Below are 24,730 nucleotides of genomic sequence, written 5' to 3'. Positions count from 1 at the left end.
CCCCGCCGTTACTCCCTGATCGCTGTCAGATGCACCCTGTTCGCCCGGATCGGGGAACGCCCCACTTTTATACCCGCCCGGCCTGTCGACCGGTGGCACACGACAGCCCGGGTTCGTTCTCCGGGAGCTCTGTCGGCCGGGATGAACATCCGGTGTACCCACCGTGCGGGTGAGGACAGGTGAGAAGGAGCACCCTCCGGGCACGGCATAATTGACGCTCCGATCCGTTCTGAATGGACGGAAGGGCAGTTAAAACGGGGTTTTCCCAAGGAGGCACGGTTCAGGTCATGAGCGTCAGTCTGGGTATTCCAACCGCGCCGCCGCCCGTTCTCACCCCCCGCCGTAAATCCCGCAAGATCCAGGTCGGCAAGGTCGCGGTCGGCGGCGACGCACCGGTCTCGGTGCAGTCCATGACGACCACGCTGACCTCCGACGTGAACGCCACTCTGCAGCAGATTGCTCAGCTCACGGCGGCCGGGTGCGACATCGTGCGGGTCGCCTGCCCGAGCCAGGACGACGCCGACGCACTGTCGGCGATCGCCCGCAAGTCGCAGATCCCGGTGATCGCCGACATCCACTTCCAGCCGAAGTACGTGTACGCCGCGATCGACGCCGGCTGCGCCGCCGTCCGGGTGAACCCGGGCAACATCCGGCAGTTCGACGACCAGGTCAAGCAGATCGCCAAGGCCGCGGGCGACGCCGGCACGTCGATCCGGATCGGCGTCAACGCCGGTTCCCTCGACAAGCGCCTGCTCGCCAAGTACGGCAAGGCCACGCCCGAGGCGCTGGTCGAGTCGGCGGTGTGGGAGGCCTCGCTGTTCGAGGAGCACGGCTTCCACGACTTCAAGATCTCGGTCAAGCACAACGACCCGGTGGTCATGGTGCGCGCGTACGAGCTGCTCGCCGAGCGCGGTGACTGGCCCCTGCACCTGGGGGTCACCGAGGCGGGCCCGGCGTTCCAGGGCACGATCAAGTCGGCCGTCGCCTTCGGCCACCTGCTCGGCAACGGCATCGGCGACACGATCCGGGTGTCCCTCTCCGCCCCGCCGGTGGAGGAGGTCAAGGTCGGCATCCAGATCCTGCAGTCGCTGAACCTGCGCCCGCGCAAGCTCGAGATCGTCTCCTGCCCGTCGTGCGGTCGCGCCCAGGTCGACGTGTACACGCTGGCCGAACAGGTGACCGCCGGCCTCGAGGGCATGGAGGTGCCGCTGCGCGTCGCCGTGATGGGTTGCGTGGTGAACGGCCCGGGCGAGGCGCGTGAGGCCGATCTGGGAGTAGCCTCCGGCAACGGAAAGGGCCAGATCTTCGTCCGTGGTGAGGTCGTCAAGACCGTGCCCGAGTCGAAGATCGTCGAGACCCTGATCGAGGAAGCGATGCGCATCGCCGAGGAGATGGGCGATGATGCGCCGGAGGGCTCTCCCCAGGTGTCCGTCAGCTGACCTGCGGCGGCTGCGGGGCGCACCATGACGACAGGTGAGGTTTGCACGTGCTGCGCTCGGCGCTGAAGGTTCTGGCCAGGGACGACGTCGAAGAGGCCCTGGCCCTGTGTGCCCAGGACCCGGTCGCGAACCTCTTCGTGGCCGCCCGGCTGCGGGCCCTGAAGGGTGACCCGCGCCGGCACGGCGGCGAGATCTGGGGCTGGTACGAGTCCGGCGCCATGCGCGCCGCCTGCTGGTCGGGCGCGAACCTGGTGCCCGTCAACGCCAACGAGCAGGCCGTGGAGGCATTCGCCTACCGCGCCCGGCGCAGTGGCCGTCAGTGCTCCAGCATCGTCGGCCCCGCCCACATGGTGCTCGGACTGTGGCAGCACCTGCAGGCGTCGTGGGGTCCGGCCCGTGACATCCGCGCCAACCAGCCGCTGATGGCCATGTCCACCCCGCCCACGGTGGAGTCCGACCCCCTGGTGCGCCGCAGCCAGATGTCCGAGCTCGAGCTGCTCGTGCCGGCCTGTGTCGCGATGTTCACCGAGGAGGTCGGCTACTCCCCCGTCGCCGCCGACGGGGGCGCCGTCTACCGGGCCCAGGTCAGCGGCCTGGTCGCGTCAGGCCGTTCGTTCGTGCGCATGGACGAGACCGACTCCGGCCCCGTCGTCGTGTTCAAGGCGGAGCTCGGCTCGGTGGTGCCCGAGGCCGTACAGGTGCAGGGCGTGTGGGTGAACCCGCGCTACCGGGGCCAGGGCGTCGCCGCCCCGGCCATGGCCAGCCTGGTCGAGATCGTGCAGCGCGAGGTCGCCCCGATCGTGTCGCTGTACGTCAACGGCTACAACACCCGGGCCATCCGGGCCTACGAGCGAGTCGGGTTCCAGACGGTCGGCACCTACGCGACCATCCTGTTCTGAAGCCATCACCTCATCTTTGCGGTGAGGTCACCTGGTCGGCGGAGCAGAAGACGCGGGTCTCGTCACCTTCGCTGCCGAGCCGGTCCGGATCGTGTGCATTCCTTGCGGTCAGTCCGCCGAGAATGCACACGATGCCTTGAATTAACGCAGCGAAAGCCTGTTATCGCTTGCTCGATGAAAAACTGGACCGTCCCGGACGAGACCGGTCAGGTCAGGTCAGCTTCGCCATGCGCTCCCGGGCGCGCTCCCGGGCCCAGGTGTCCGCGGCCAGCACGGCCTCGATGGTCAGGTCACCCTCCTGCGCGTGGTCGGCCAGAACGTCGCCGACCACGTCGAGGATCTGGTTGAAACCGATGCGCCCGTCGTGGAAGGCCCAGACGCACTCCTCGTTCGCGGCGTTGTAGACGGCCGGGAACGTGCCTGCCTGCTCCCCCGCGGCACGGGCCAGCCGCACCCCCGGGAAGGCCTCGTCGTCGAGGGGGAAGAACTCCCAGGTGCTCGCGGTGGTCCAGTCCAGTCCGCCGATCGCCCCGGGAACCCGGTGCGGCCAGGCCATCCCGAGGGCGATGGGCAGGCGCATGTCGGGGGGCGAGCACTGGGCCAGGGTGGAGCCGTCGGTGAACTCGACCATCGAGTGCACGATCGACTGCGGGTGCACGACCACGTCGATCCGGTCGAAGGGGATGCCGAACAGCAGGTGCGCCTCGATCACCTCGAGGCCCTTGTTGACCAGGGTGGCCGAGTTCGTCGTGACCATGGGACCCATGTCCCAGGTGGGGTGCTTCAGGGCCTGGGCCGGCGTGACGCTCTCGAGATCGGCCCGGGTCCGGCCCCGGAACGGGCCGCCACTGGCCGTCACCACCAGCCGCTTCACCTCCTCGGGCGTCCCCCCGCGCAGGGCCTGGGCCAGCGCCGAGTGCTCGGAGTCGACCGGCACGATCTGGCCGGGAGCAGCCGCGCCCGTCACCAGTTCGCCACCGATGATCAGCGATTCCTTGTTGGCCAGGGCCAGCGTGCTGCCGGCGCCGAGCGCGGCGAGCGTGGGGGCCAGGCCGATGGCTCCGGTGATGCCGTTCAGCACCACGTCGCCCGGGCGCGCCGCGACCTGCGCGGCAGCATCGGGCCCGGCCAGTACCTCGATGCCGTGTCCCGCCCCCGCGTGATGGGTCAGGAGATCCTCGAGGGCCGCGCGCTTCGACGCGTCCCCGACCGCGACGACCGCCACCCTCAGCTGCGCCGCCTGGGTGGCCAGCAACTCGAGGTTGCCGCCACCGGCGGCCAGGGCGACCACCCGGAAGAGATCGGGATTGCGGTTCACCACGTCGATCGCCTGAGTACCGATGGAACCGGTGGAACCGAGGAGCACGACGTCGCGACGTTCAGACATGGCGGCCAGTCTGGCATCCCGAACCGCAGGCCCGGTGCCGGGGCGGACGGCTCAGGATCGTCGGGGGAGGTGAGGACGGACCGCGCCCGGGCGATCACGAGAAATCTCTACGGAACCTATGCTGGGCCCATGCCCGACTCCACCCTCTCCCCGACCGGCGCGACCGGTGGGATCGCCGCGCAGTACAGCCTCCCGGCCGTCGCCCAGAAGCGCCACCTGGTCACCGAATTGCCCGGTCCCCGCTCCCGCGAGCTGGCGGCCCGGCGGGACGCGGCGGTGGCCTCGGGGGTCAGCAGCCTGATGCCGGTGTTCGCGGCCCGGGCCGGTGGCGGCATCGTGGTGGACGTCGACGGCAACCACCTCATCGACCTGGGTTCCGGCATCGCCGTCACCACGGTGGGCCACGCGGTGCCCGCCGTCGTCGCCGGCGTGCAGCAGCAGATCGCGCAGTTCAGTCACACCTGTTTCACCATCACCCCGTACGAGGGGTACGTGGCGGTCTGCGAGGCGCTCAACCGCCTGACTCCCGGTGACTTCGAAAAGCGTTCCGCACTGTTCAATTCCGGCGCCGAGGCGGTGGAGAACGCGGTGAAGATCGCGCGCCGCGCCACGGGCCGCGACACCGTGGTGGTGTTCGACCACGCCTACCACGGCCGCACCAATCTGACGATGGCGATGACCGCCAAGAACATGCCCTACAAGGACGGTTTCGGCCCGTTCGCCGGCGAGGTGTTCCGGGCGCCGATGTCCTACCCGCTGCGCGACCCGCTCGGTACCGACGGGGCCGCGGCCGCCGCCCGGGCGATCAGTGACATCGAGAGCCAGGTCGGCGCGAGGCGGGTGGCCTGCCTGGTGATCGAACCGATCCTGGGCGAGGGCGGATTTATCGTGCCCGCACCGGGTTTCATCCCGGCCCTGGCCGCCTGGGGCACGGCGAACGACGTGGTGTTCGTGGCCGACGAGGTGCAGTCCGGTTTCGCCCGCACCGGGCACTTCTTCGCCTGCGAGCACGAGGGCGTGGTGCCCGACCTGGTGATCACCGCCAAGGGCATCGCGGGCGGTATGCCGCTCTCAGCGGTCACGGGCCGGGCGTCGATCATGGACGCCGCCCACGCCGGCGGAATCGGTGGCACCTACACGGGCAATCCGGTGTCGTGCGCCGCCGCGCTCGCCGCGATCGCTTCCATCGAGCAGGACGATCTGGTGAACACCGGGCGCCGGCTGGGCGAGCGGCTGCGATCCTTCCTGCTGGACCTCCAGGCGAAGTTCCCACAGATTGCGGACGTCCGGGGGCGCGGAGCCATGCAGGCGATCGAACTGAACGTCCCCGGCTCGGCGACACCGGACGCGGGCCTGGCGGCCCGGGTCGCGAAGCATTGCCACCAGCACGGCGTGATCACCCTGACCTGCGGCACCTACGGCAACGTCATCCGCCTGCTACCGCCCGTCACGATCACCGACGACCTGCTCGACGACGCGCTCGCCGTGCTCACCGAGGCCTTCGCCGAACAGGTCGCCTGACAGCCGCCCGTCCGCCCCAGTCCCCTTGCCCGTGATCATGCAAACCCTCCCCGGAAACGAGAGACCCCGGCCGGGGAGTCAGGTATCGCCCGATCACGAACAGGAAGATGCCGACGGCCGTGGTCGCATGCCGCCTGCCGCCTGCCGCCTGCCGCCTGCCGCCTGCCGCCTGCCGCCTGCCGCCTGCCGCAGGAACACACCCCGGTAGCGTTCCGTGATGCCGTGCCCGGGTCGACCGCCGGGCACTCACCGAGCATCACCAGACGGCCCCGGGCGTCCGGATTCTCCCACCCCGATGTGACGACACCTCCACTGGTTGTAACGAAAACCGGGCCGTTCAGAGGATTCCTCCGTGGGACCCCTGTGGAAGGCTTCACGAACAGGCCGCAATCCCACGGCCCCGTTGAAGCCCTTCTCCCCCAGGGGTCGCACGATGGAAACCGCCTCCGTCCCGTCCGCCCGGCGCGGTCCGGCGACCCACGAGGACGAACACCCGTGGTCGGCGAACGCGGCGCGGCTCGCTCTGCGCCGCGTACTCAGCGACGGTGGTCCGAAAATCGTTTACCAGCCGCAGCTCTCGCTGTCGCGGATGACGGTCGAGGGCTACGAGGCGCTAGCCCGGTTCCCTGGGAGCCCGATCCGCGGGACGGAGGACTGGTTCTCCCGCGCCCGCGAACTCGGCCTCGGCACCGCGCTGGAGTCGGCGGCCGTCGCGAGCGCCCTGGCCCGCCGGCACGAGCGGCCTGCCGGCACCACGATCGCCGTCAACGTCTCGCCGACCGTCTTGACCAGCCCGTCGTTCGTCGCTGTGCTGCCCGCCGACCTGACCGGCATCGAGATCGAGCTGACCGAGCACGAGTGGTCACCGGGCACCGACGTCCTGCGCCGGCGGCTCGACCAGCTGCGCGAACGCGGCGCCCGGGTAGCGATCGACGACGTCGGCACCGCTCACTCCGGCCTGCGCCGGGTGATGGACCTCGTGCCCGACAAGCTCAAGCTCGACCGGGCCCTGGTGCAGGGCGTGGCGGACAACCCGTCGAAGGCCGCGCTGATCCGGGCCGTCGTGGACCTCGCCGAGCAGATCGGGGCCACCGTCTGTGCCGAGGGGGTGGAGAACCTCGACGATCTGGAGGCCGTCGCCGCTCTCGACGTCGCCTCCGCGCAGGGTTGGGCCGTCGGCCTGCCGCAGCCGGAGTTCCGCGCAGCCGAGCCCGACGCCGTGCGTTCGGCCCACGACTGCCTGGTGGTGTTGATGTCCGGTCGGCCGACGCACCCCGGTCGTGCGGCGCGCCCCGGTCGTGCGGCGCACCCCGGGCCTCTGCCACACCCCCGCCCTACGTCACCGACCGCACCCCCGTCACACCTTGCGTCCCCATCACACATCGCGACCCCGTCCCAACTCGCACCACCGGTGCGCCCTGGGCCTCCATCCCACCCGGTACCCACCACCTTCGGACCCCGACCGCCGATCCTGGGCGGGGAGTGCGTCCAGAATCTGACTGACATCAACCTGGCCGACATCAACCTGACCGACATCGACGAGTTCCTGGTCCGCCTCACCTCCGTCACGTCCTTGCCCGGCCTCCGCGCCCTGGTGACCGGCTGCGGTCGGGTGCTCGGCGCGGACTCGCTCGAGATCAGCGTGCTCACCGACGGCGACTCGGCGCTGGTCGCGGCCGGCCACCGCACGGGTCCCGTCCCGACCGGCGACAGCACGCCGACGTATCCCCTGGCCCGCTATCCCCTCACCCAACTCTGTCTGAACACCCGCAGCGTCGTCCCCGTCCACCGCGGTCACGACCCCTTCGGCCACAGCCCCCCGGGCGAGCAGACCGAGCGGGATCTACTGCGGCATCTGCATTTCGAGACCGTGCTGATGGTGCCCGTGATCAGTCGTGACCGGGTGATCGGCCTGCTGGAGTGCTACCGCCGCGACGACGCCCCCTGGTCCCGCCGCCAGATCCGCGGTGCCCGGACGATCGCAGCCATGTTGGGCCCGGTGCTGGACGGGCTGCTGTCCTGAGCACACTCCCTGAGCCGGTTCCCTGAGCCGGGGCGGCCGGTGAGGTCATGCCCTCACCGGCCGGGTGTCCGAATCCGAGGCATTCGTGGCCGACGGCCCCCTCACCACCGGACCCAGCCCCGGCAGACACTCAGACCGTGGTTTCCGTGACGCAGGCTCCCCCGTCCTCCGCCTCACCGTGGGCCCCGTTACGGCGACCGGTCTTCCGTACGCTCTGGACCGCGCAGCTCGCGTCCAACGTCGGAGCCTGGATGCAGAGCGTCGGGGCCCAGTGGTTCCTGGTCGAGCACTCCCACTCCGCGAGCCTCGTCGCCCTGGTGCAGACCGCGTCCCTCCTTCCCGTTCTAGCGCTCTCCCTGCCGGCCGGGGTGCTCGCCGACTCGCTCGACCGCCGTCGCCTGCTGGTCGTCACCACCGCGCTCTCCGCGGTGGCTGCCACCGTCCTGGTCGGGCTCGACGCCACCGGGGTCCTGGCTCCGTGGTCGCTGCTGACCGCGACCTTCGCCCTCGGTTGCCTGTCCGCCCTGACCAGTCCCGCCTGGCAAGCGATCCAGCCGGAACTGGTTCCCCGGGAGGAGATCCCGGCAGCCGCGTCGCTGGGAAGCGTGACCGTCAACGCCGCCCGGGCGATCGGCCCGGCCGCCGCCGGCCTGATCGTCGGGTTCACCGGCCCCTGGTCGGTGTTCGCCCTCAATGCCCTGTCGTTCATCGGCGTGCTCGTGGTGCTGCTGCGCTGGGACCGCCCGCAGCGCCCGGCCCCACTGGCCCACGAGCGGTTCGGCGAGGCTCTGCTGGCCGGCACCCGATACGTTCGCTCAGCCCCCGGGGTACGCCGGATCCTGCTGCGCGCCGGGCTCTTCGCGGTTCCGGCCTGCGCCCTCTGGGCGCTGCTGCCCACCGTCGCCACCGGCACGCTCGGCCTCGGGTCGGGCGGGTACGGCGTGCTGCTCGGGGTACTCGGGGCCGGAGCCGTGCTCGGCGTCTTCGCCCTCCCGGCCCTCCGCCGGCGGCTGAGTTCCTCCTGGCTACTGGCCGGCTCGGCGATCACCTACGCCGTGGGCTGCGCCGCGCCCGCCCTGGGTTCGGTCTGGTTGCTCGTGCCGGTGTTCCTGGTCACCGGCACGGCCTGGATCGTCACGCTGACCACCCTGAACGCCGCCCTGCAGCTGAGCCTGGCCGGATGGGTACGGGCCCGGGGCGTGGCGTTCTACCTGCTCGTCTTCATGGGCGGTCAAGGCGTCGCGTCGTTCGTCTGGGGCCTGGTGGCCGACGCCATCGGCAGCTCGGACGCCCTCCTGATCGCCGCGGGCCTGCTCGTCCTCACCGGCCTGAGCGTGACCGTGCTGCCGCTGCGCGCGGCCACCGGCACGCTGGACCGCACCGTCACCGCTCTCAGCTCCGGCGCACCGGAGCTGGTGTTCGAGCCTGACCCCACCGACGGCCCGGTCACCGTCGAGATCGAGTACACGGTGCGCCCCGGCGAGGCGGCGGCGTTCGTCACCGCGATGAAGGGCGTGGAACGGTCACGGCGCCGCACCGGCGCGATCTCCTGGCGACTGGAACGCGGCGGCGAGAACGATCACACCTACCGCGAGCAGTTCGCCGTGCGCTCGTGGGGCGAGTACACCCGCGCCGGACAGGAACGCTGGACCGGCTTCGACCACGAAACCCTCGACGCCGCCCTGACCCACGTGGAGGGCACCGCTCGCTCCTGCCACTACTTCCCGGTGCCGTAGGAAAGAGCGCACCGCCCTCCCCCCTATTTATCCGTGATCATGCAAAACCTCCCCAGTGTTCTAGAACTGTGAGCCCGAGAGTTCTAGAACGCCGGGGAGGTTTTGCATGATCACGGACAAGGTTGGGGCGGTCAGCTGGCAGGGGTCAGGGGTCAGGGGTCAGGGGTCAGCTGTCAGGTTCAGCTGTCGAAGCCGAGGCCCAGGCGGTCGAGGGTGCGCAGCCAGAGGTTGCGGTGGCCGTTCGAGGCGTCGGCGCGGGCCAGGCTCGCGCGGGTCAGCTCGATCCCGGCCCAGCGCACGGGTTCCGGGGGGAAGGGCAGCGGGGGCCGGCGCACCATGCTCAGCCGGGTGCGCTCGTTCTCGGTGCCCTCCAGCAGGTCCAGGGCCACGCGGGCACCGAACCGGGACGCGCCCACGCCGAGACCGGTGAAGCCGTTGACCGACGCCACCTTGCCCCCGAGCGCCCGGGCCCAGAGCGCCGTGAACCGGGTGCTCGTGTCGATGGCACCACCCCAGGCGTGGCTGAACCGCACGCCCCGCAGCTGCGGGAAGGTGGTGAAGAAGTGCTCGGCCAGGCGTTTCTCGGTGTCGTCCCGGCGCATGCGGCGCTGGGCCAGGTCCGAGCCGTAGTAGTACAGGGCGTCGTAGCCGCCCCAGACCACACGCCGGTCGGGCGTGGTGCGGTAGTAGTGGAACTGGTTGCCGGCGTCTGAGATGCCCTGCCCACCGTGCCATCCCAGGTCGTCCCACTGCCGGTCGGTGAGGGGTTCGGTGGCCAGCACGTGGTCCCAGACCGGCACCGTGAACGGGCGCAGACGGCGCAGCGGGTTCGGGAACACGTTGGTCGCCAGCACCACCCGGCTCGCCCGCACGGTGAACTCCCGCACGACCGAAGATTCCGGGGCCGACGCCAGACCGGTGTCCAGACCCGTGCAGACCCGGGCCGCCACCCGCGTCCCCTCGTCGCGCAGACCCACCACGCGCGTCCCCTCGACGATCGTGACCCCGAGCCGCTCGACCGCGTCGGCCAGCCCCCACACCAGGCGGGCCGGATCGAGGACCGCCGTGGAGTCCGGGTCCACCGCACCCGCCAGGTACGTGTGGGAACCGGCGACCGCCCGGGCGCCCACCGCGTCCACCATCGTCGCCCGGCCACCCAGCTGCTGTGCGACGCGCACCGACTCGGCCAGGTCGTCCACCTGCCAGGGCTCGACCGCAGCGGTCATCTCGCCCGCCCGCGTCCATCCGCAATCGATGCCGTGGCGCGCGATCGACTGCTCGATGCCGTCGAGGTTCTCCCGGCCCAGACGCTCCAGCAGCGCCATCTCACCGGGCCAGCGGGACAGCCCGTTACTCAGGCCGTGCGTCAGGGTGGCCGAGCAGAACCCGCCGTTGCGGCCGCTGGCCGCCCACCCGAGGGAACCCGCCTCGACCAGGGCGACGGATCGTCCCGGATTCTCCTCCACTGCCTGGAGCGCCGCCCACAGGCCGGTGAAACCGCCACCCACGACGAGCAGATCGACCAGCAGGTCGGCGTCGAGACTCCCGCGGGGAGCGGGTGCACCGGCGTTGTCCAGCCAGAGCGGGACGCGGCTGGCCCCGGTCAGGGAGCCACCGGCCCAGGACCTCGTCTGCCTGTTCCGTGCCATCCCCGGCCTCCTGTTTCTAGATGTTCTTGGCCCGCCGCCAGCGGAACAGCTCCGCCGCCAGCACGATCGCCATGGCCAGCAGGAACATCGCCGAGCCGATGACGTACGCGTCGGCCGGGATGCCGCGCCCCGCCGACACGTACACGAACTTGGGGAAGGTGTTGACGTCGCCGGAGACGAAGTTGGTGATGATGAAGTCGTCGAACGACAGGCTGAACGCCAGCAGCGCGGCCCCCGCGATCCCGGGCGCGACCAGCGGCAGCGTGATCCGGCGGAAGGTCTCGAACTCGTTGGCGTAGAGGTCCTGTGCGGCCTGCTCGAGCCGTGGGTCCAGCGAGGCGATCCGGGCCTTCACGGCCACCACCACGAAACTGATGCTGAACATCACGTGCGCGATGATGATCGTGGTGAAGCCCAGCTGCACCCGCATGTTCAGGAACAGCGTGAGCAGCGACGCGGCCAGCACCACCTCGGGCGTGGCCATCGGCAGGAAGATCAGCAGGTTGGTGGTCGTGCGGCCGCGGAACCGGTAGCGGGCCAGCGCGAACGCCACCATCGTGCCGAGCACCGTGGCGATGACCGTCGAGGCCACGCCGATCTTCAGGCTGTTGCCCAGGGCGTTGCAGACGTCCGGGGCGTTGCAGGGGTTGGTCCAGTTCTCCAGCGTGAAACCACGCCAGGTGAGGTTGCTGCGCGCGGGCTGGTTGAAGCTGAACACCATCACGTAGGCGATCGGCGTGAAGATGTACGCGAAGGCCAGCACCCCGTAGATGTGCAGGGCGTGACGGCCGAGCCAGCGACGGGCCTTGATCCCGGTGCTCATACGAGCTCCTCCGTTCCCGCGCGGCGCACGTAGAGCACGACGAGCACCAGGATGATCGCCATCAGGATGAAGCTGAGAGCAGCGGCGGTCGGGTAGTCGACGACGCGGAAGAAGCGGCTCTCCACCACGTTCCCGACCATGGTGGTGCGGTTGTTGCCCAGCAGTGCGGCGTTCACGTAGTCGCCGGAGGCCGGGATGAACGTCAGCAGCGTGCCGGCGACCACCCCCGGCATCGACAGCGGGAAGGTGACCTTGCGCAGCACCGCGAAACCGTTGCCGTAGAGGTCTCCCCCGGCCTCGATCAGCCGCGGGTCGATGCGCTCCAGGCTGGAGTACAGCGGCAGCACCATGAACGGCAGGAAGTTGTAGGTGATGCCCGCGACCACGGCCAGCGGGCTGGCCGTCACCGCCATGTCCTGCGGGATGACGTGTACCCACTTCAGCGAGGAGACCACCCAGCCGTCGTCGGACAGGATCTGCCGCCAGGCCAGCGTGCGCAGCACGAAACTGGTGAAGAACGGGGCCACGACCAGCACCAGCAGCAGGTTGCGGGCGCGGCCGGCCCGGAACGCGATCAAGTAGGCCAGCGGGTAGCCGATCGCCAGGCACAGCACCGTGGCCAGGATCGAGTAGAGGAACGAGCGACCGAAATGGCCCTTGTACTCGCTGATCACGTCCCAGTAGTTCGACAGGTGAAAGGTCTGGACGAACTCGCCGGGGATGCCGGAGCCCGAGGGGGTCTGGGTCGAGGTGCCGGCCAGGGTGAACAGGGGCACGACGAAGAAGATGCCGAGCCAGAGCAGGCCCGGGACCAGCAGGATCAGGACGGTGCGCAGCTGACGGCCGGTGGCGGTCGGCAGCTCTTCGGCGGTGTCGGGCCGGGAGGCGATGGCGGCCATGGCGATCAGCTCTGCGAGGCCGGAGCCGAAGCCGCCGCGGCCAGCGCGGCCGCTTCCTCGTCGACCCCGGCCGTGGCGTCACCGGCGAGGCCGAAACTGTGGTCCGGTTCCCAGACCAGGGTCACCGCGGAGCCGTCGCGGAAACGCTCGGCGATACCCAGGTTCTGGGAGAACACGGTGAGGTTCTGCCCCCACGGCAGACGCACCAGGTACTGGGTGGAGACGCCGAGGTAGCTGGCGTCGACGACCACTCCGCCGGTGAGCCGGTTGAGACCTGGGGGAACGGCGTCCCCTGCTTCCTGGATCCGGATCTTCTCGGGCCGGACGCCGAGCAGCAGATCGGTCCCCTCGACGCAGCGGCGCCGGAGGATCCGCGCCTTCTGTCCGTAGCTCTCCACCACGACGTACTCGCCGTCGGTGCCCGACCGGGTGCCCGGCACCAGGTTGGACTGACCCAGGAAGTTCGCCACGAAGGTGGTGTCCGGCGCCTCGTAGAGGTCGCTCGGAGCTCCCAGCTGCTCGATCTTCCCGTGGTTCATCACCGCGACCCGGTCGGCCATCGTCATGGCCTCTTCCTGGTCGTGCGTGACGTGCACGAAGGTGATGCCCACCTCGGTCTGGATCCGCTTGAGTTCGATCTGCATCTGGCGGCGGAGTTTCAGGTCCAGAGCACCCAGCGGCTCATCGAGCAGCAGCACCTGCGGCCGGTTGACCACAGCGCGGGCCAGAGCGATGCGCTGCTGCTGACCGCCCGAGAGCTGGACCGGCTTGCGCTGGGCCAGGTGCCCCAGCTCGACCAGGTCCAGGGCGTCGGTGGCCTGCTTCTTCACGTCCTTCGCACCGCGTCGGCGCAGGCCGAACGCGACGTTCTCGAAGATCGTCAGGTGGGGGAACAGGGCGTAGTTCTGGAACACCGTGTTCACCGGCCGCTGATACGGCTTCTTGTGCGTGACATCGAGATCGCCCAGGTGGATGGACCCTTCGGTGGGTTCCTCCAGTCCCGCCACCATCCGCAGCGTGGTGGTCTTGCCGCAGCCCGACGGCCCGAGCATGGCGAAGAACTCGCCCTGCGCGATCGTCAGGTCGATGCCGTCGACGGCGGTGAACGCCGAGAACCGCTTGGTCACGCCGCTCAGCCGCAGGTCTCCGCCTGCTTCCGCAGTCGCCATCGGTGCCCTCTTCCTGGGTTGTTACTAGTTACCGAGCACGCGCTGGAACTCGGACGTGAAGTCGGTCTGCTCCGCGCCTTTCAGCGTGCGGAAGACCTTGACCTTGGCCAGGTCCGCGGCCGTCGGGAAGATGTTGGCGTTGCTCGCGAGCGCGGCCAGCTCCTTGTCCTTGCTGGCGGCCATGATGTCCTGGGCGCCCTTGACCGGGCAGATGTAGTTCACGTAGGCGGCCACCTCGGCCGCCACCTCGGGCTCGTAGTAGTAGTTCATGAGGGCCTCGGCGTTCGCCTTGTGCGGCGAGCCGATCGGCACGAGCATGTTGTCGCTCCACAGCGTGCCGCCGGCCTCGGGGATGACGAAACCCCACTTGTCGCCGTTCTCGGCGTTGAGCTGCGTGATGTCACCCGACCAGCCGATCACCGCGACCGCGTCGCCGGAGATCAGGTCCTCCTTGTAGGAGTTGCCCTTGACCTGGCGGATCTGGCCCTCGTTGAGCTGCTTCTCGAGCACGTCGAGGGCGTTGCCGAAGTCGTCGCTGCTGAAGTCGCCGGAGATGTCGACGCCCTGGCCGAGCATGATCAGGCCGAGGGTGTCACGCATCTCGGAGAGCACCTCGACGCGCCCCTTGAGCGAGGGCCGCCACAGGTCGTCCACGCTCTTGATGCCCTGCGGCAGCTTTTCCTTGTTCCAGGCGAGGCCCGCGTAGCCGGACTGCCAGGTCAGGGAGTGCTGACGGCCGCTGTCGAAGTCGACGGTCTTCAGGTTGTCGAGGATGTTCTTGCTGTTCGGGATGTTGGCGAGGTCGAGCTTCTGCACATAGCCCTGCTCGATCACCCGGGCGGCCATGTAGTCGGTGAAGACGATGACGTCCTTGCCGATGTCCTGGCCATTGCGCAGCTGCCCCTGGATCTTGCCGTAGTACGAGTCGTTGTCCTCGATGGCCTCGTCGTAGGTGGCCTCGATCCCGGTCTGCTTCTGGAAGGCCTCGAGCGTCGGGTAGGACTTGCTGTTCTCGTCGTAATCCAGGTACAACGTCCAGTTGGCCCAGTTGACCATCTTGTCCTTGGCCGACGTGTCCTGCGCGGCAGCGGGTTTGGAGTCACTGCTACCAGTGGTGGTGCCCGCGGTGCCGCAGGCGGCCAGGGCGGCGCCGAGGCCGAGCGCACCGGTGCCTCCGAGCAGGGAGCGGCGGGAGAAACCCCGCTGCGCCCGGATCACGGCCGTGGCCTCGGGGGAGAGCGGACGACGACGCTGGGTCATGGGACGAGAGTCCTTTCCTGGCGCTACGGGTGACGTTCTCGGGGCGGCGTCGGCGGGGGGCGTCAGCCTAGGCACGAAATCCGGCATCGACGCCGATCACGCTTGGTTCGCAATACGTCGTTAACTTTCACGGTGACCCGGTGCACTTAACGCTCAGTGAACACTGGTGGATAGGTCTGGCCGAACAGCTCGGATACTGACACGGAGTTAAGAGACACGGCAAGGAGTCAACGTGGTTTTTCGTAGCGTTGACCGGGCAAACGCAACGGATTCGTTACCGGATGTCGACAGGCGCCCGTGAAACCGGTCGATTGTGGGGGTTTCGACGGCTGGAAAACGCAGTGCGGAATTCGCCGTCAATGTTTCGATCATGTGTCCTGAGCGTGGCTACGACCTGGCCACCGGTTCCGTCGTCCCGAACGCACCACAGGCGTGGATTCGAATGTTTCCGCACCAGAGACAACGAAATCTATTGCCGAACCCGCTCCGGACGGGCGAGGATCGAGAGGTGACGCGTAAACCCGTGCCGGCGCCCGGCAGGTCCGCCTCGCAGCCTCTCGACGAGACCTCGAAGCAGATCATCGAACAGCTGCAGGAAGATGGCCGACGCCCGTATGCCGCCATCGGCAAGGCCGTGGGCCTGTCCGAGGCGGCCGTCCGGCAGCGCGTCCAGCGCCTGCTCGACGGTGGGGTCATGCAGATCGTCGCCGTCACCGATCCCCTGCAGGTGGGTTTCACCCGGCAAGCCATGATCGGTGTGCGGGTCGACGGGGAGATCGAGCCGGTCGCGGACGAACTGTCGGCGATGTCCGAGGTGGACTACGTCGTGGTCACCGCCGGCTCGTTCGATCTCCTGGTCGAGCTGGTGTGTGAAGACGACGACCACCTCCTCGACCTGGTCAGCCGCCAGATCCGTGGCCTGTCCGGCGTCCGCAGCACCGAGACCTTCGTCTATCTCAAACTCCGCAAACAGCTCTACAACTGGGGTACCAGATGACCGACGCTTTGACCCAGGCCCTCCAGGACAAGTCCCGGGACCACCTCTGGCTGCATTTCACCCGGCACTCGGGGTATTTCGGGGAAGCACCCGACCCGGTGCCGGTCATCGTGAAGGGCGAGGGGCACCACATCTGGGACTCCACCGGCCGTCGGTACATCGACGGACTGGCCGGGCTTTTCGTGGTGCAGGCCGGTCACGGCCGGGAAAAGCTCGCCGAGGCCGCCGCGAAGCAGGCCAAGGAGCTGGCCTACTTCCCGCTCTGGTCGTACGCCACGCCGCCCGCGATCGAGCTGGCCGAGAAGCTGGCGGGCCACGCGCCGGGCGATCTGAACCGCGTCTTCTTCACCACCGGCGGCGGTGAGGCGGTCGAGACCGCCTGGAAGCTGGCCAAGCAGTATTTCAAGCTCAAGGGCAAGCCGGGCAAGACCAAGGTGATCTCGCGGGCGATCGCCTACCACGGCACCACCCAGGGCGCCCTGTCGATCACCGGGATCCCCAGCCTGAAAGAGGCTTTCGAGCCTCTGGTGCCAGGCGGATTCCGGGTGCCGAACACGAACATCTACCGCGCCGAGCCGCATTGGCGCGACGACCCCAAGGGTTTCGGTCGCTGGGCCGCCGACCGCATCGCCGAGGCGATCGAGTTCGAGGGCCCCGACACCGTGGCCGCCGTGTTCTTGGAGCCGGTACAGAACGCCGGCGGTTGCTTCCCGCCGCCGCCCGGCTACTTCGAGCGGGTGCGCGAGATCTGCGACCAGTACGACGTGCTGCTGGTGTCGGACGAGACGATCTGCGCCTTCGGCCGGGTCGGTGGCATGTTCGCCTGCACCGAGATGGGCTACGTGCCCGACATGATCACCTGCGCCAAGGGCATGACCAGCGGTTACTCCCCGATCGGCGCGATGATCGCGAGCGAGAAGCTGTTCGAGCCGTTCCGCCAGGACTCCACCTACTTCCCGCACGGCTACACCTTCGGCGGGCACCCGGTCTCGGCGGCCGTGGGCCTGGCCAACCTCGAGCTGTTCGAGGAGGAGGGGCTGCTGGAGAACGTACGGGTGAACGGCCCGGTCTTCCGCGCCACCCTGGAGAAGCTGCGCGACCTGCCGATCGTCGGTGACGTGCGGGGCGAGGGCTTCTTCTACGGCATCGAGATGGTGAAGGACAAGACCACCCGGGAGACGTTCAACGACGAGGAGTCCGAGCGTCTGCTGCGCGGATTCCTCTCCAAGGCGCTGTTCGACGCCGGTCTGTACTGCCGGGCCGACGACCGGGGCGACCCGGTGATCCAGCTGTCCCCGCCGCTCACGATCGGGCCGGCGGAGTTCGACGAGATCGAGGGCATCCTCCGGTCCGTCCTGACGGAGGCGTGGAACCGACTGTGAGACAGGAACGTCTGAGGACGCAGGTACGGCGGGCGCCGCACAAGCAGGTCACCTCGCGGGAGGCACTGGACGCGGTGCTCGACGCGGCCCTGGTGGCCCACGTCGCCGTCCCGGCCCCCGGCCGGCTGGCCGTCATGCCGACCGGCATGGCCCGCGACGGTGACCACCTCCTGATCCACGGATCCACCGCGTCCCAGGCGTTCCGCTTCCTCGCGACCGGCGTGGAGACCTGCACCACCATCACCCTGCTCGACGGGGTGGTGGTGGCCCGCAGCCAGTTCGAGTCGTCCATGAACTACCGCAGTGCCATGCTCTTCGGCGGGTACTCCCCGCTGGAGGGCGACGAGAAGGCCCGGGCCCTCGCCGTGCTGTCGGAGGCGCTGATGCCCGGCATGACCCAGGCCCGCACCCCGTCGGTCAAGGAACTGGCGGCCACGTCGGTGCTGGCCCTCCCGCTCACCGAGTGGTCGCTCAAGGTGTCGGCGAAAGACTCCCCCGACGACGCGTCCGAAGATCTGGACTCTTCGGTGTGGGGTGGCATCGTGCCGCTGCACCACACCTGGGGCGAGCCCCTGACCGCTCCCGGCATTCCCGGTGATCCGGCTGTGCCGTCGGCTCTTTCGGACTGGCCGGAAGGCCGTTCGTGAGCTACCCGTCGGTGTCGCTGTGGTTCGACCAGGCGGCGACCGCGGGTGATCAGCTCGCCCCTCGACCTGGTCTGGACGGCGATCTGACGGTCGACGTCGGCATCGTCGGCGGTGGCTTGACCGGCCTGTGGACCGCCTACTACCTGCTGCGGGCCGATCCCACGTTGCGCGTCGCGGTGCTGGAGGCCGAGATCGCGGGCTTCGGGGCGAGTGGGCGCAACGGTGGCTGGTGCTCGGCCCTGTTCCCCGTCGGCGTGCAGGCGATGGCCCGGCATCACGGTCTGGGCCCGGCGCTGGACATGCGCCGGGCGATGAACGAGACGGTCGACGAGGTCGGCCGGGTGGCCGCCGCCGAGGGCATCGACTGTCATTTTGTGAAGGGCGGCACCATCGAGCTGGCCCGCTCGGCGGTGCAGCTCGAACGCGTGCGGACGTCGGTGGCCGCCGATGAGGCCCGCGGTGGCATCGATCAGTACGAGATCTGGGACGCGGCTCAGACCGCGGCTCGGGTGCGGGCTTCCGGGGTGGTCGGGGCCGGGTTCACCGCGAGCTGCGCCCGTCTGCAGCCTGCCCTGCTCGTGCGTGGTCTGGCCGACGTGGTCGAGCGACTCGGCGGGCAGGTCCTGGAACGCACCCCGGCCCTGGAGATCCTGCCGCGGACCCCGGACAACGGCACCGGTGGCGCCGGTCCCCGCGTGCGCACCGCCCGGGGGACGGTGTACGCGCAGCACGTCATCCGGGCCACCGAGGCCTGGACGTCGCAGTTGCCGGGCACCCGCCGGGCCATCGCGCCGATCTACTCCCTGATGGTCGCGACCGAGCCCCTGCCCGCCTCGTTCTGGTCTTCCGTCGGCCTGTCACGGGGTGAGACCTTCACCGATGCACGCCATCTGGTGATCTACGGGCAGCGCACCGCTGACGACCGCATCGCCTTCGGCGGGCGCGGGGCCCCGTACCACTTCGGTTCCCGCATCGATCCGTCCTTCGACCGGCACCCCCGGGTGTTCGCCGCCCTGCGCCGGACCCTGACCGAACTCTTCCCGGCCCTGCGCGATTTCGGGTTCACCCACAGCTGGGGCGGCCCGCTGGGCATCGCCCGCGACTGGAACGCCTCGGTCGGGCTGGACGCCTCGTCCGGTATCGGCTGGGCCGGCGGTTACGTGGGCGACGGCCTGTCCACCACGAACCTGGCCGGACGCACCCTGGCCGATCTGGTGCTGGGCCACGACACCGAGCTGGTGCACCTGCCCTGGGTGGGCCACCGCTCCCCCACCTGGGAGCCCGAACCCCTGCGCTGGCTGGGCACCAATGCCGGCCTGACCGCGATGACGGCGGCCGACACCGAGGAACGCCTGACGAAGCGCGAGTCGGTGGCGGCCCGCCTGATGTCCCCGCTCCTGGGCCACTGACCCCCAAGAAGACCGTTCGTTGGGGGCCGTTGCCGCCGACGTGCACGGGCTCGCGGTTTCAGAGGTAGCTCGTCCGGTGCTTCAGGCTGCCCTCCAGCCGGCCCACCGCCTTGCCCGTCACCGTGGCGAGCCTCGCCCGGCCGGCCGGGCTGAGCGCCCCTGGCAGGGCGAACAGCACCCTCGCCCAGCTGCCGACAGCCTGGCGGGGACTGCGGCCGGGCATACCCCGGGCCCGGAACTTGCGATACAGCACCACCTCACCGAGGCCGTAACCACGCTCCTGCCAGAAGGTCTCACGTGATCCGGGGCGGTAGCGATAGTGCAGCACCGCGCCGGGCACGAAGGTCGCGGGCACGCCGGCCTCGGCCAGCCGCCAGGAGAGGTCCAGGTCGTGCTGGGTGGGCAGGGCCTCGTCGAAACCCCCGACCCGGGCGATCGCCTCGCGCCGAACCCCCATCGAGGCGCCGACGACGGCCGGGCGGTAGTCGCAGAACACGTCGATATGCCGGCTCTGCAACAGGTCGCGGCGGGCACGCACGGGTGGCGGGTTGAGCCGGCCGACCTCCAGTTCACCGCCGGCGTACGGAACGGCGGCCAGTACCCGGGCCATCTTCTCCAGGTAGCCCGCAGCCGTCAGGTCGTCGCTGTCGACAAAGACGATCACCTCACCGGTGCTCTGCGCGATGCCGTGGTTGAGCGCCGCCGCCTGGAAGCCCGGCTCCGGCACCCGCAGCACCCGGAGATTCGGCAGTCGCCCGGCGAACCCCTGGGCCACCTCGACGGTGGCGTCGCGGGAGCCGTTGTCCACGACCACGGTCTCCCACCAGCCCGGGTACTCCTGCGCCGCCACCGATTCCAAGGTGCCGGCGAGAGTGGACGCGCTGTTGCGACAGCAGATCACCACGCTGAGCGTGGGCAGGCCCCCGGTCATCCGGCAGCGCCGGCGAAGATCTTCATACCCACCAGTGTTACCGGTCGGGATCGGGCAGCACGAGCCGGTATGAGCACGTCCGGTCGATCCCGGGGACACTTTGCACGATCACGAACGAGTTTGCATGATCACGGACAAGGGGGAGACGGAGAACCCGTTTTCGCCAGGACGATCATCCCGTAAGTCCCGCCCCGGGCCCTCTCCCCACCGAGGTCGATCACCCCGGCCCGGTGGTCGAAGACCCGGTCCAGCGCTCCTCCAGGTTTTCCGCACGGCCGGCCGGGGCATTTTCGGTGCCCGCGTGGACTCCACCTCCACCGTGGCACTGGTCACCGTCCCGCGTCCCGTCCGGCGCACCCGGGACTCGGCCCGGAGAGCGCCGGGCCGGCCCGGCACCAACGGTTAAGACCGGCCTTCAAGAACGGGTCCGGCCTTAACCATGAACCATCCTCAAATGCCTGTAAACGGACATAAAGAATGCCGGGCGTCCCATTCCGGGCGTGATTCGAGGGGGGTTTACCCTGCATCGGACTCGCCCGAACGGGTGAGAATGGACCGACCCCCGCAATTGCTCGATCACCGAAAAGAAGCGTCATCGAATCGTGACCGCCAAGGATTCGAGAGATCAATACGAGAGGAAAGAAATCACTCGGCGAACGCTCCGTGACAATGCACAACGTCATACCTTCATCACTCTCAGAAATATCATGAGCAGGTCGCTCGCATTCCGTATCCGTCAGTTGCCGGATCGCTACGCAACGTTAGTATTGCGTTCTGGAATGGCGCTCTAGCATGGTCGGACGACCAGCCGCTTCTCACGGGGCGTTGCGAAGCTGTCGCGTAAAGGATCGCCAATTCGTCACCGTGAGTCGCCGGACTGGGGCGACTTGGGTGTTTACCCCCACCTGGAGCGCCTGGTCGGCGGGCAATTCTGAATGCCGCTTCCCTGCCCTGACAACGTGTGTTTCCATTGTCGGACAGTGGGGAGGGCACAGTCCGTTAGAGCCTTCGGCCCTCGATGACTGGAGACTCGATGAGCAATTCACAGAGGGGCTTTGCCGGCTTGCGCCAGCGCATGGCCCGCACCGAGCCGAGACATGCGACCACCGGCAACCCGTCGAGTGCGATCCCCGCACCCACTGCGACCGACTCCGGTGAGATGCCCGTGCCCCTGCGTCCCGACGACATGCGTGACGGCGACCGCCTCGACCTGAACCTGTCGCCCGAGGACCAGGAACACCTGTTCGCCTTCGAGCCGGGCGCACCGCTGCCGGCCCGGAACCGGCGCCCGAAGCCCCAGCCGCAGCAGCCGCCCCAGCCGGGTGGGCGCCCCCAGGCCGGCGCGGACGTACCGCCCGTCACCGGCGCCGAGTCGATCATCTCCTCCGCCACTGTCATCTCGCCGGTCTCCGGCACCTACCTGGTCTCGTCGTCGCCGATCGCGGCCGAGGCCCGCCGTCAGGAAGAAGCTCGCCGGGCCATGACCGATGGCACTCCCGCACAGCCCCGTCGCGCACCGGCCTCGCACACGCAGGTGCCGCACGGGCAGGCCCCGCACGTGCAGCCGCCGCCGGCCCAGCCCCGGGATGAGTACGGGCAGCCCTTCCCCCACGACTACCGCACCGAGCAGGGTTACCGCGCCGCCCGTTCCGGGGCGCAGCCGGGAGCCCCGAGAGTGCCGAACCCGGCCCCCCGCAGCCAGCCGCAGCAGCCGGGGTACGAGGCTCCCCGGCCCGCCCCCGTGGGTCAGGGCCGACCCGGTGGTTACGCGGGCTACGACGGCACCGGTTACGGCACCCCGCCCAGCGGCGCTCCCGAACGCCCGCCCGCCCGGGTCTCCCCCACCACCGAGCCCATCGATCTGCGTCGCGTCCGGGCCCAGGCCCAGCCGACCACCCGGTCGGCACCGGAGGGCGCCCTGCGTCGCCGGACCGACCAATCGGCGGATTGGTATCCGGCCAGGACTGCCGAAAGACAAGCCGAGAGCATTCCCGACGGGTCTGCTGTCAGTCCTGCCCGCCGGCCCCTAGGTTCCGGTTCCGGTGACCGGCCCGGAACCGCTCTGCAACTCCGCTCCCCTCACACCAGCCTTCAGGGCCGGAAGGAAGACAACGTGACGAACATCGACATCGTCCTCAAGGAAGCCATGCAGATCGACGGCGCGGTCGGCGTCGCGCTGGTGGACTACACGAGCGGTATGACGCTCGGCCAGGCCGGTGGCGCCAACCTGAACCTCGAGGTCGCCGCGGCGGGCAACACCGAGGTCGTTCGCTCGAAGCTGCGCACCATGGAGGCCCTGGGCCTGCGTGAGGGCATCGAAGACATCCTGATCACGCTGGACACCCAGTATCACCTGATCCGCCTGATCACCGACCAGTCCGGCATCGGCCTGTTCCTCTACCTGGCGCTGGACAAGCACCGCTCGAACCTGGCCCTGGCCCGCCGCAAGCTGGCGAACCTGGAGCGCACCATCGAGATCTGAGGGGGTACCCCCGCCCCGAGGGCGCTGGAGGCCCGGGCACAGGTCGAGACTGTGCGCAGCATCCGGTTCGACGGTTCCCTGAAGATCACGCTCGACTAGTGACGACGAAGGCCCTGGTCCCACGACGGACCGGGGCCTTCGTCGTCCCCCGAACCTCTTAGTCCCGCAGCACCGCGGTGAGCGTGTCCAGCACCGACGCGTCCTCGATCGTGCTCGGTACGTTCACCGACGCGCCGTCGGCGATCTCCCGCATGGTCTTCCGCAGGATCTTGCCCGAGCGGGTCTTGGGCAGCGCGGCCACCACATCGATGCGCCGCAGGGAGGCGACCGCACCGATCTCGGTGCGCACGAGCGTCACCAATTCGTCCCGCAGCTGCTCCGGTGAGGTCTCGACACCCGCCTTCAGCACCACGAAGCCGCGCGGCAGCTGGCCCTTCAGCTCGTCGTGCACGCCGATCACCGCGCATTCGGCGACCGCCGGGTGCGCTGCCAGCACGGCCTCCATCGAACCGGTCGACAGCCGGTGCCCGGCCACGTTGATCACGTCGTCGGTGCGGCCCATGACGAACAGGTAGCCGTCCTCGTCCCGGTACCCGCCGTCGCCCGAGAGGTAATACCCCGGGAAGGCGGCCAGGTACGAGGAGACGTAGCGCGCATCGTCCTGCCAGAGCGTGGCCAGGGTGCCCGGCGGCAGCGGCAGGCGGATGCAGATGGCGCCCTCCTGATCCGGGCCCAGCGGCTGCCCCAGGGGGTCGAGCACCTGCACGTCGTAGCCCGGCAACGGCACCGAGGGTGATCCTGCCTTAAGCGGAAGGTCTTCCAGTCCACGGGGATTCGCACAGATCGGCCAACCCGTCTCGGTCTGCCACCAGTTGTCCACCACGGGCACCCCGAGCTTCTCCGACGCCCATCGGTAGGTGTCGGGGTCGAGCCGCTCGCCGGCCAGGAACAAGGTGCGCAGACTCGAGATGTCATAGCCCTCGAGCAGTTTCGCCAACGGGTCGAGCCGCCGGATGGCCCGGAACGCGGTCGGCGCGGTGAACACGGCATTCACCTTGTACTCGTCCACGATCCGCCAGAACGCCCCGGCGTCGGGCGTGCCGACCGGCTTGCCCTCGTAGAGCACCGTGGTGGCCCCCGCCAGCAGTGGCGCGTAGACGATGTACGAGTGCCCCACCACCCAGCCGACGTCGCTGGCGGTGAACATCACGTCGCCCGGGCCGATGTCGTACACGGCCTTCATCGACCAGGCCAGGGCCACCGCGTACCCACCGTTGTCACGCACGATGCCCTTCGGCCGGCCGGTCGTGCCCGAGGTGTAGAGGATGTACAGCGGATCGGTCGCCTCCACCGTGACGCATGCGGCGGGCGGCACCACGTTGGGCGTCATCAACGTGCGCCAGTCGACGTCCTGGGGGCCCATCTCGGCCACCGCCTGCGGCCGCTGGAAGACCACCGTCGTCTCCGGCTCGTGCTCGGCCCGGCGCAGCGCCTCGTCGAGCAAGGGCTTGTACTCGATCACCCGGCTGGGCTCCACACCGCACGACGCCGCGACCACGACCTTGGGCCGCGCGTCATCGATCCGGACCGCCAGTTCGGCCGGGGCGAAACCGCCGAACACCACCGAGTGCACGGCGCCGATCCGTGCGCAGGCCAGCATCGCGATCACCGCCTCCGGCACCATCGGCATGTAGATCAGTACGGTGTCGCCCTTCGTCACCCCGCAGGCCTCCAGACCACCGGCGAAACGGGCCGTCAGGTCGAGCAGTTCGGCGTAGGTGTAGGTGCGCTTGGTGCCGGTGACCGGCGAGTCGTAGATCAGCGCGGCCTGGTCGGCCCGGCCCGCGACGACGTGACGGTCCAGCGCGTTGTAACAGGTGTTCAGCCGCGCGCCGGGGAACCAGCGGTAGATCGGGGCGTTCTCCTCGTCCAGGATCTGCCGGGGCTTGCGGTTCCAGGAGATGCTCCGCGCCGCCTCACCCCAGAACGCCGCCGGGTCGTCGAGGCTCTTGCGGTACTCACCGGCGTAGCTCGTCATGTGTGCACTCCTCCGTCACTCGGTATCGAGGACCCGTGG

The 24,730-nt window shown here is 69.4% G+C and carries 18 protein-coding genes; 10 read left to right on the top strand and 8 right to left on the bottom strand.

Going from position 1 to position 24,730, the window contains the following annotated elements:
* The first annotated feature begins 287 nt into the window (after positions 1-287).
* Together ispG and QSK05_RS17520 are read left to right on the top strand one after the other, a co-directional pair.
* The gene (ispG, locus tag QSK05_RS17525) at positions 288-1,439 is read left to right on the top strand and encodes a flavodoxin-dependent (E)-4-hydroxy-3-methylbut-2-enyl-diphosphate synthase (protein WP_285598303.1); all 1,152 of its coding nucleotides are present in this window, start codon (positions 288-290) and stop codon (positions 1,437-1,439) included.
* Positions 1,440-1,486: 47 nt separating this feature from the next.
* Entirely contained in the window at positions 1,487-2,338 is an 852-nt protein-coding gene (locus tag QSK05_RS17520) for a GNAT family N-acetyltransferase (protein WP_285598302.1), read from the top strand.
* Between the two features lie 211 nt (positions 2,339-2,549).
* Here the strand turns inward: QSK05_RS17520 and dxr are convergent, their stop codons facing one another.
* Entirely contained in the window at positions 2,550-3,725 is a 1,176-nt protein-coding gene (gene dxr / locus QSK05_RS17515; protein ID WP_285598301.1) for a 1-deoxy-D-xylulose-5-phosphate reductoisomerase, read from the bottom strand.
* Positions 3,726-3,854: 129 nt separating this feature from the next.
* On the opposite strand from dxr, the gene gabT reads away from it, so the two are divergent.
* The 3 genes from gabT to QSK05_RS17500 all read left to right on the top strand — a co-directional run bounded on the left by gabT (position 3,855) and on the right by QSK05_RS17500 (position 9,005).
* Complete coding sequence (gene gabT / locus QSK05_RS17510; RefSeq protein ID WP_285598300.1) at positions 3,855-5,246, top strand: 4-aminobutyrate--2-oxoglutarate transaminase; 1,392 nt, start codon at positions 3,855-3,857, stop codon at positions 5,244-5,246.
* A 433-nt stretch (positions 5,247-5,679) separates the two neighbouring features.
* Positions 5,680-7,269: an EAL domain-containing protein gene (locus tag QSK05_RS17505; protein WP_285598299.1), complete on the top strand. Its 1,590-nt coding sequence runs from the start codon at positions 5,680-5,682 to the stop codon at positions 7,267-7,269.
* A gap of 146 nt (positions 7,270-7,415) precedes the next feature.
* On the top strand, positions 7,416-9,005 hold the full coding sequence (locus QSK05_RS17500; RefSeq protein ID WP_285598298.1) for an MFS transporter: 1,590 nt from the start codon (positions 7,416-7,418) through the stop codon (positions 9,003-9,005).
* Between the two features lie 179 nt (positions 9,006-9,184).
* Here the strand turns inward: QSK05_RS17500 and QSK05_RS17495 are convergent, their stop codons facing one another.
* Genes QSK05_RS17495 through QSK05_RS17475 form a run of 5 tightly spaced genes read right to left on the bottom strand, consistent with a single transcriptional unit; the run spans position 9,185 to position 14,805 of the window.
* Positions 9,185-10,654, bottom strand: a complete 1,470-nt coding sequence (locus QSK05_RS17495) for an NAD(P)/FAD-dependent oxidoreductase (protein WP_285598297.1) — start codon at positions 10,652-10,654, stop codon at positions 9,185-9,187.
* Between the two features lie 16 nt (positions 10,655-10,670).
* Positions 10,671-11,477, bottom strand: a complete 807-nt coding sequence (locus QSK05_RS17490) for an ABC transporter permease (RefSeq protein ID WP_285598296.1) — start codon at positions 11,475-11,477, stop codon at positions 10,671-10,673.
* Positions 11,474-12,376 carry an ABC transporter permease gene (locus tag QSK05_RS17485; protein ID WP_285598295.1) on the bottom strand — a complete coding sequence of 301 codons (903 nt, stop codon included), beginning with the start codon at positions 12,374-12,376 and terminating at the stop codon, positions 11,474-11,476. The genes QSK05_RS17490 and QSK05_RS17485 overlap by 4 nt, the downstream gene beginning before the upstream one ends.
* Before the next feature lie 5 nt (positions 12,377-12,381).
* A complete protein-coding gene (locus QSK05_RS17480) occupies positions 12,382-13,545 on the bottom strand; it encodes an ABC transporter ATP-binding protein (protein ID WP_285598294.1) in 1,164 nt (387 codons plus the stop codon).
* A gap of 24 nt (positions 13,546-13,569) precedes the next feature.
* On the bottom strand, positions 13,570-14,805 hold the full coding sequence (locus QSK05_RS17475) for a polyamine ABC transporter substrate-binding protein (RefSeq protein ID WP_285598293.1): 1,236 nt from the start codon (positions 14,803-14,805) through the stop codon (positions 13,570-13,572).
* Between the two features lie 442 nt (positions 14,806-15,247).
* Between QSK05_RS17475 and QSK05_RS17470 the strand changes: the two genes are divergently transcribed.
* Genes QSK05_RS17470 through QSK05_RS17455 form a run of 4 tightly spaced genes read left to right on the top strand, consistent with a single transcriptional unit; the run spans position 15,248 to position 19,240 of the window.
* A complete protein-coding gene (locus QSK05_RS17470; protein WP_502879781.1) occupies positions 15,248-15,802 on the top strand; it encodes an Lrp/AsnC family transcriptional regulator in 555 nt (184 codons plus the stop codon).
* Positions 15,799-17,184, top strand: a complete 1,386-nt coding sequence (locus QSK05_RS17465) for an aspartate aminotransferase family protein (protein WP_285598291.1) — start codon at positions 15,799-15,801, stop codon at positions 17,182-17,184. The genes QSK05_RS17470 and QSK05_RS17465 overlap by 4 nt, the downstream gene beginning before the upstream one ends.
* Positions 17,181-17,831 (top strand): pyridoxamine 5'-phosphate oxidase family protein, encoded by a 651-nt coding sequence (locus tag QSK05_RS17460; protein ID WP_285598290.1) that lies wholly within the window; start codon positions 17,181-17,183, stop codon positions 17,829-17,831. Before QSK05_RS17465 ends, QSK05_RS17460 begins: the two co-directional genes overlap by 4 nt.
* Positions 17,828-19,240, top strand: coding sequence for an NAD(P)/FAD-dependent oxidoreductase (locus QSK05_RS17455; RefSeq protein WP_285598289.1), 1,413 nt, complete (start codon positions 17,828-17,830; stop codon positions 19,238-19,240). The genes QSK05_RS17460 and QSK05_RS17455 overlap by 4 nt, the downstream gene beginning before the upstream one ends.
* 58 nt (positions 19,241-19,298) lie before the next feature.
* On the opposite strand, the gene QSK05_RS17450 is transcribed toward QSK05_RS17455, so the two are convergent.
* Complete coding sequence (locus tag QSK05_RS17450) at positions 19,299-20,171, bottom strand: glycosyltransferase family 2 protein (RefSeq protein ID WP_285598288.1); 873 nt, start codon at positions 20,169-20,171, stop codon at positions 19,299-19,301.
* Positions 20,172-22,317: 2,146 nt separating this feature from the next.
* Between QSK05_RS17450 and QSK05_RS36385 the strand changes: the two genes are divergently transcribed.
* A complete protein-coding gene (locus QSK05_RS36385) occupies positions 22,318-22,653 on the top strand; it encodes a hypothetical protein (RefSeq protein ID WP_502879780.1) in 336 nt (111 codons plus the stop codon).
* Positions 22,654-22,810: 157 nt separating this feature from the next.
* Here QSK05_RS36385 and QSK05_RS17440 read toward each other — a convergent pair whose 3' ends face one another.
* Entirely contained in the window at positions 22,811-24,691 is a 1,881-nt protein-coding gene (locus QSK05_RS17440) for a propionyl-CoA synthetase (protein ID WP_285598286.1), read from the bottom strand.
* Positions 24,692-24,730 lie beyond the last annotated feature (39 nt).

Origin of the sequence: Kineosporia sp. NBRC 101731, assembly GCF_030269305.1 — a bacterium.
In the GTDB taxonomy this organism is placed as follows: domain Bacteria; phylum Actinomycetota; class Actinomycetes; order Actinomycetales; family Kineosporiaceae; genus Kineosporia.
Note: the sequence above shows the minus strand (reverse complement) of the source record. Positions and strands in the feature narration are given on the sequence as shown.

What these genes read in the sequence shown, in the direction of transcription:
- QSK05_RS17470 (WP_502879781.1), top strand. Translation starts at nt 15,248, where the DNA reads ATGTTTCCGCACCAGAGACAACGAAATCTATTGCCGAACCCGCTCCGG.
- QSK05_RS17475 (WP_285598293.1), bottom strand. Translation starts at nt 14,805, where the DNA reads ATGACCCAGCGTCGTCGTCCGCTCTCCCCCGAGGCCACGGCCGTGATC.
- QSK05_RS17495 (WP_285598297.1), bottom strand. Translation starts at nt 10,654, where the DNA reads ATGGCACGGAACAGGCAGACGAGGTCCTGGGCCGGTGGCTCCCTGACC.
- QSK05_RS17480 (WP_285598294.1), bottom strand. Translation starts at nt 13,545, where the DNA reads ATGGCGACTGCGGAAGCAGGCGGAGACCTGCGGCTGAGCGGCGTGACC.
- QSK05_RS17440 (WP_285598286.1), bottom strand. Translation starts at nt 24,691, where the DNA reads ATGACGAGCTACGCCGGTGAGTACCGCAAGAGCCTCGACGACCCGGCG.
- dxr (WP_285598301.1), bottom strand. Translation starts at nt 3,725, where the DNA reads ATGTCTGAACGTCGCGACGTCGTGCTCCTCGGTTCCACCGGTTCCATC.
- QSK05_RS17465 (WP_285598291.1), top strand. Translation starts at nt 15,799, where the DNA reads ATGACCGACGCTTTGACCCAGGCCCTCCAGGACAAGTCCCGGGACCAC.
- gabT (WP_285598300.1), top strand. Translation starts at nt 3,855, where the DNA reads ATGCCCGACTCCACCCTCTCCCCGACCGGCGCGACCGGTGGGATCGCC.
- QSK05_RS17505 (WP_285598299.1), top strand. Translation starts at nt 5,680, where the DNA reads ATGGAAACCGCCTCCGTCCCGTCCGCCCGGCGCGGTCCGGCGACCCAC.
- QSK05_RS17450 (WP_285598288.1), bottom strand. Translation starts at nt 20,171, where the DNA reads ATGACCGGGGGCCTGCCCACGCTCAGCGTGGTGATCTGCTGTCGCAAC.
- QSK05_RS17485 (WP_285598295.1), bottom strand. Translation starts at nt 12,376, where the DNA reads ATGGCCGCCATCGCCTCCCGGCCCGACACCGCCGAAGAGCTGCCGACC.
- QSK05_RS17490 (WP_285598296.1), bottom strand. Translation starts at nt 11,477, where the DNA reads ATGAGCACCGGGATCAAGGCCCGTCGCTGGCTCGGCCGTCACGCCCTG.
- ispG (WP_285598303.1), top strand. Translation starts at nt 288, where the DNA reads ATGAGCGTCAGTCTGGGTATTCCAACCGCGCCGCCGCCCGTTCTCACC.
- QSK05_RS36385 (WP_502879780.1), top strand. Translation starts at nt 22,318, where the DNA reads ATGCAGATCGACGGCGCGGTCGGCGTCGCGCTGGTGGACTACACGAGC.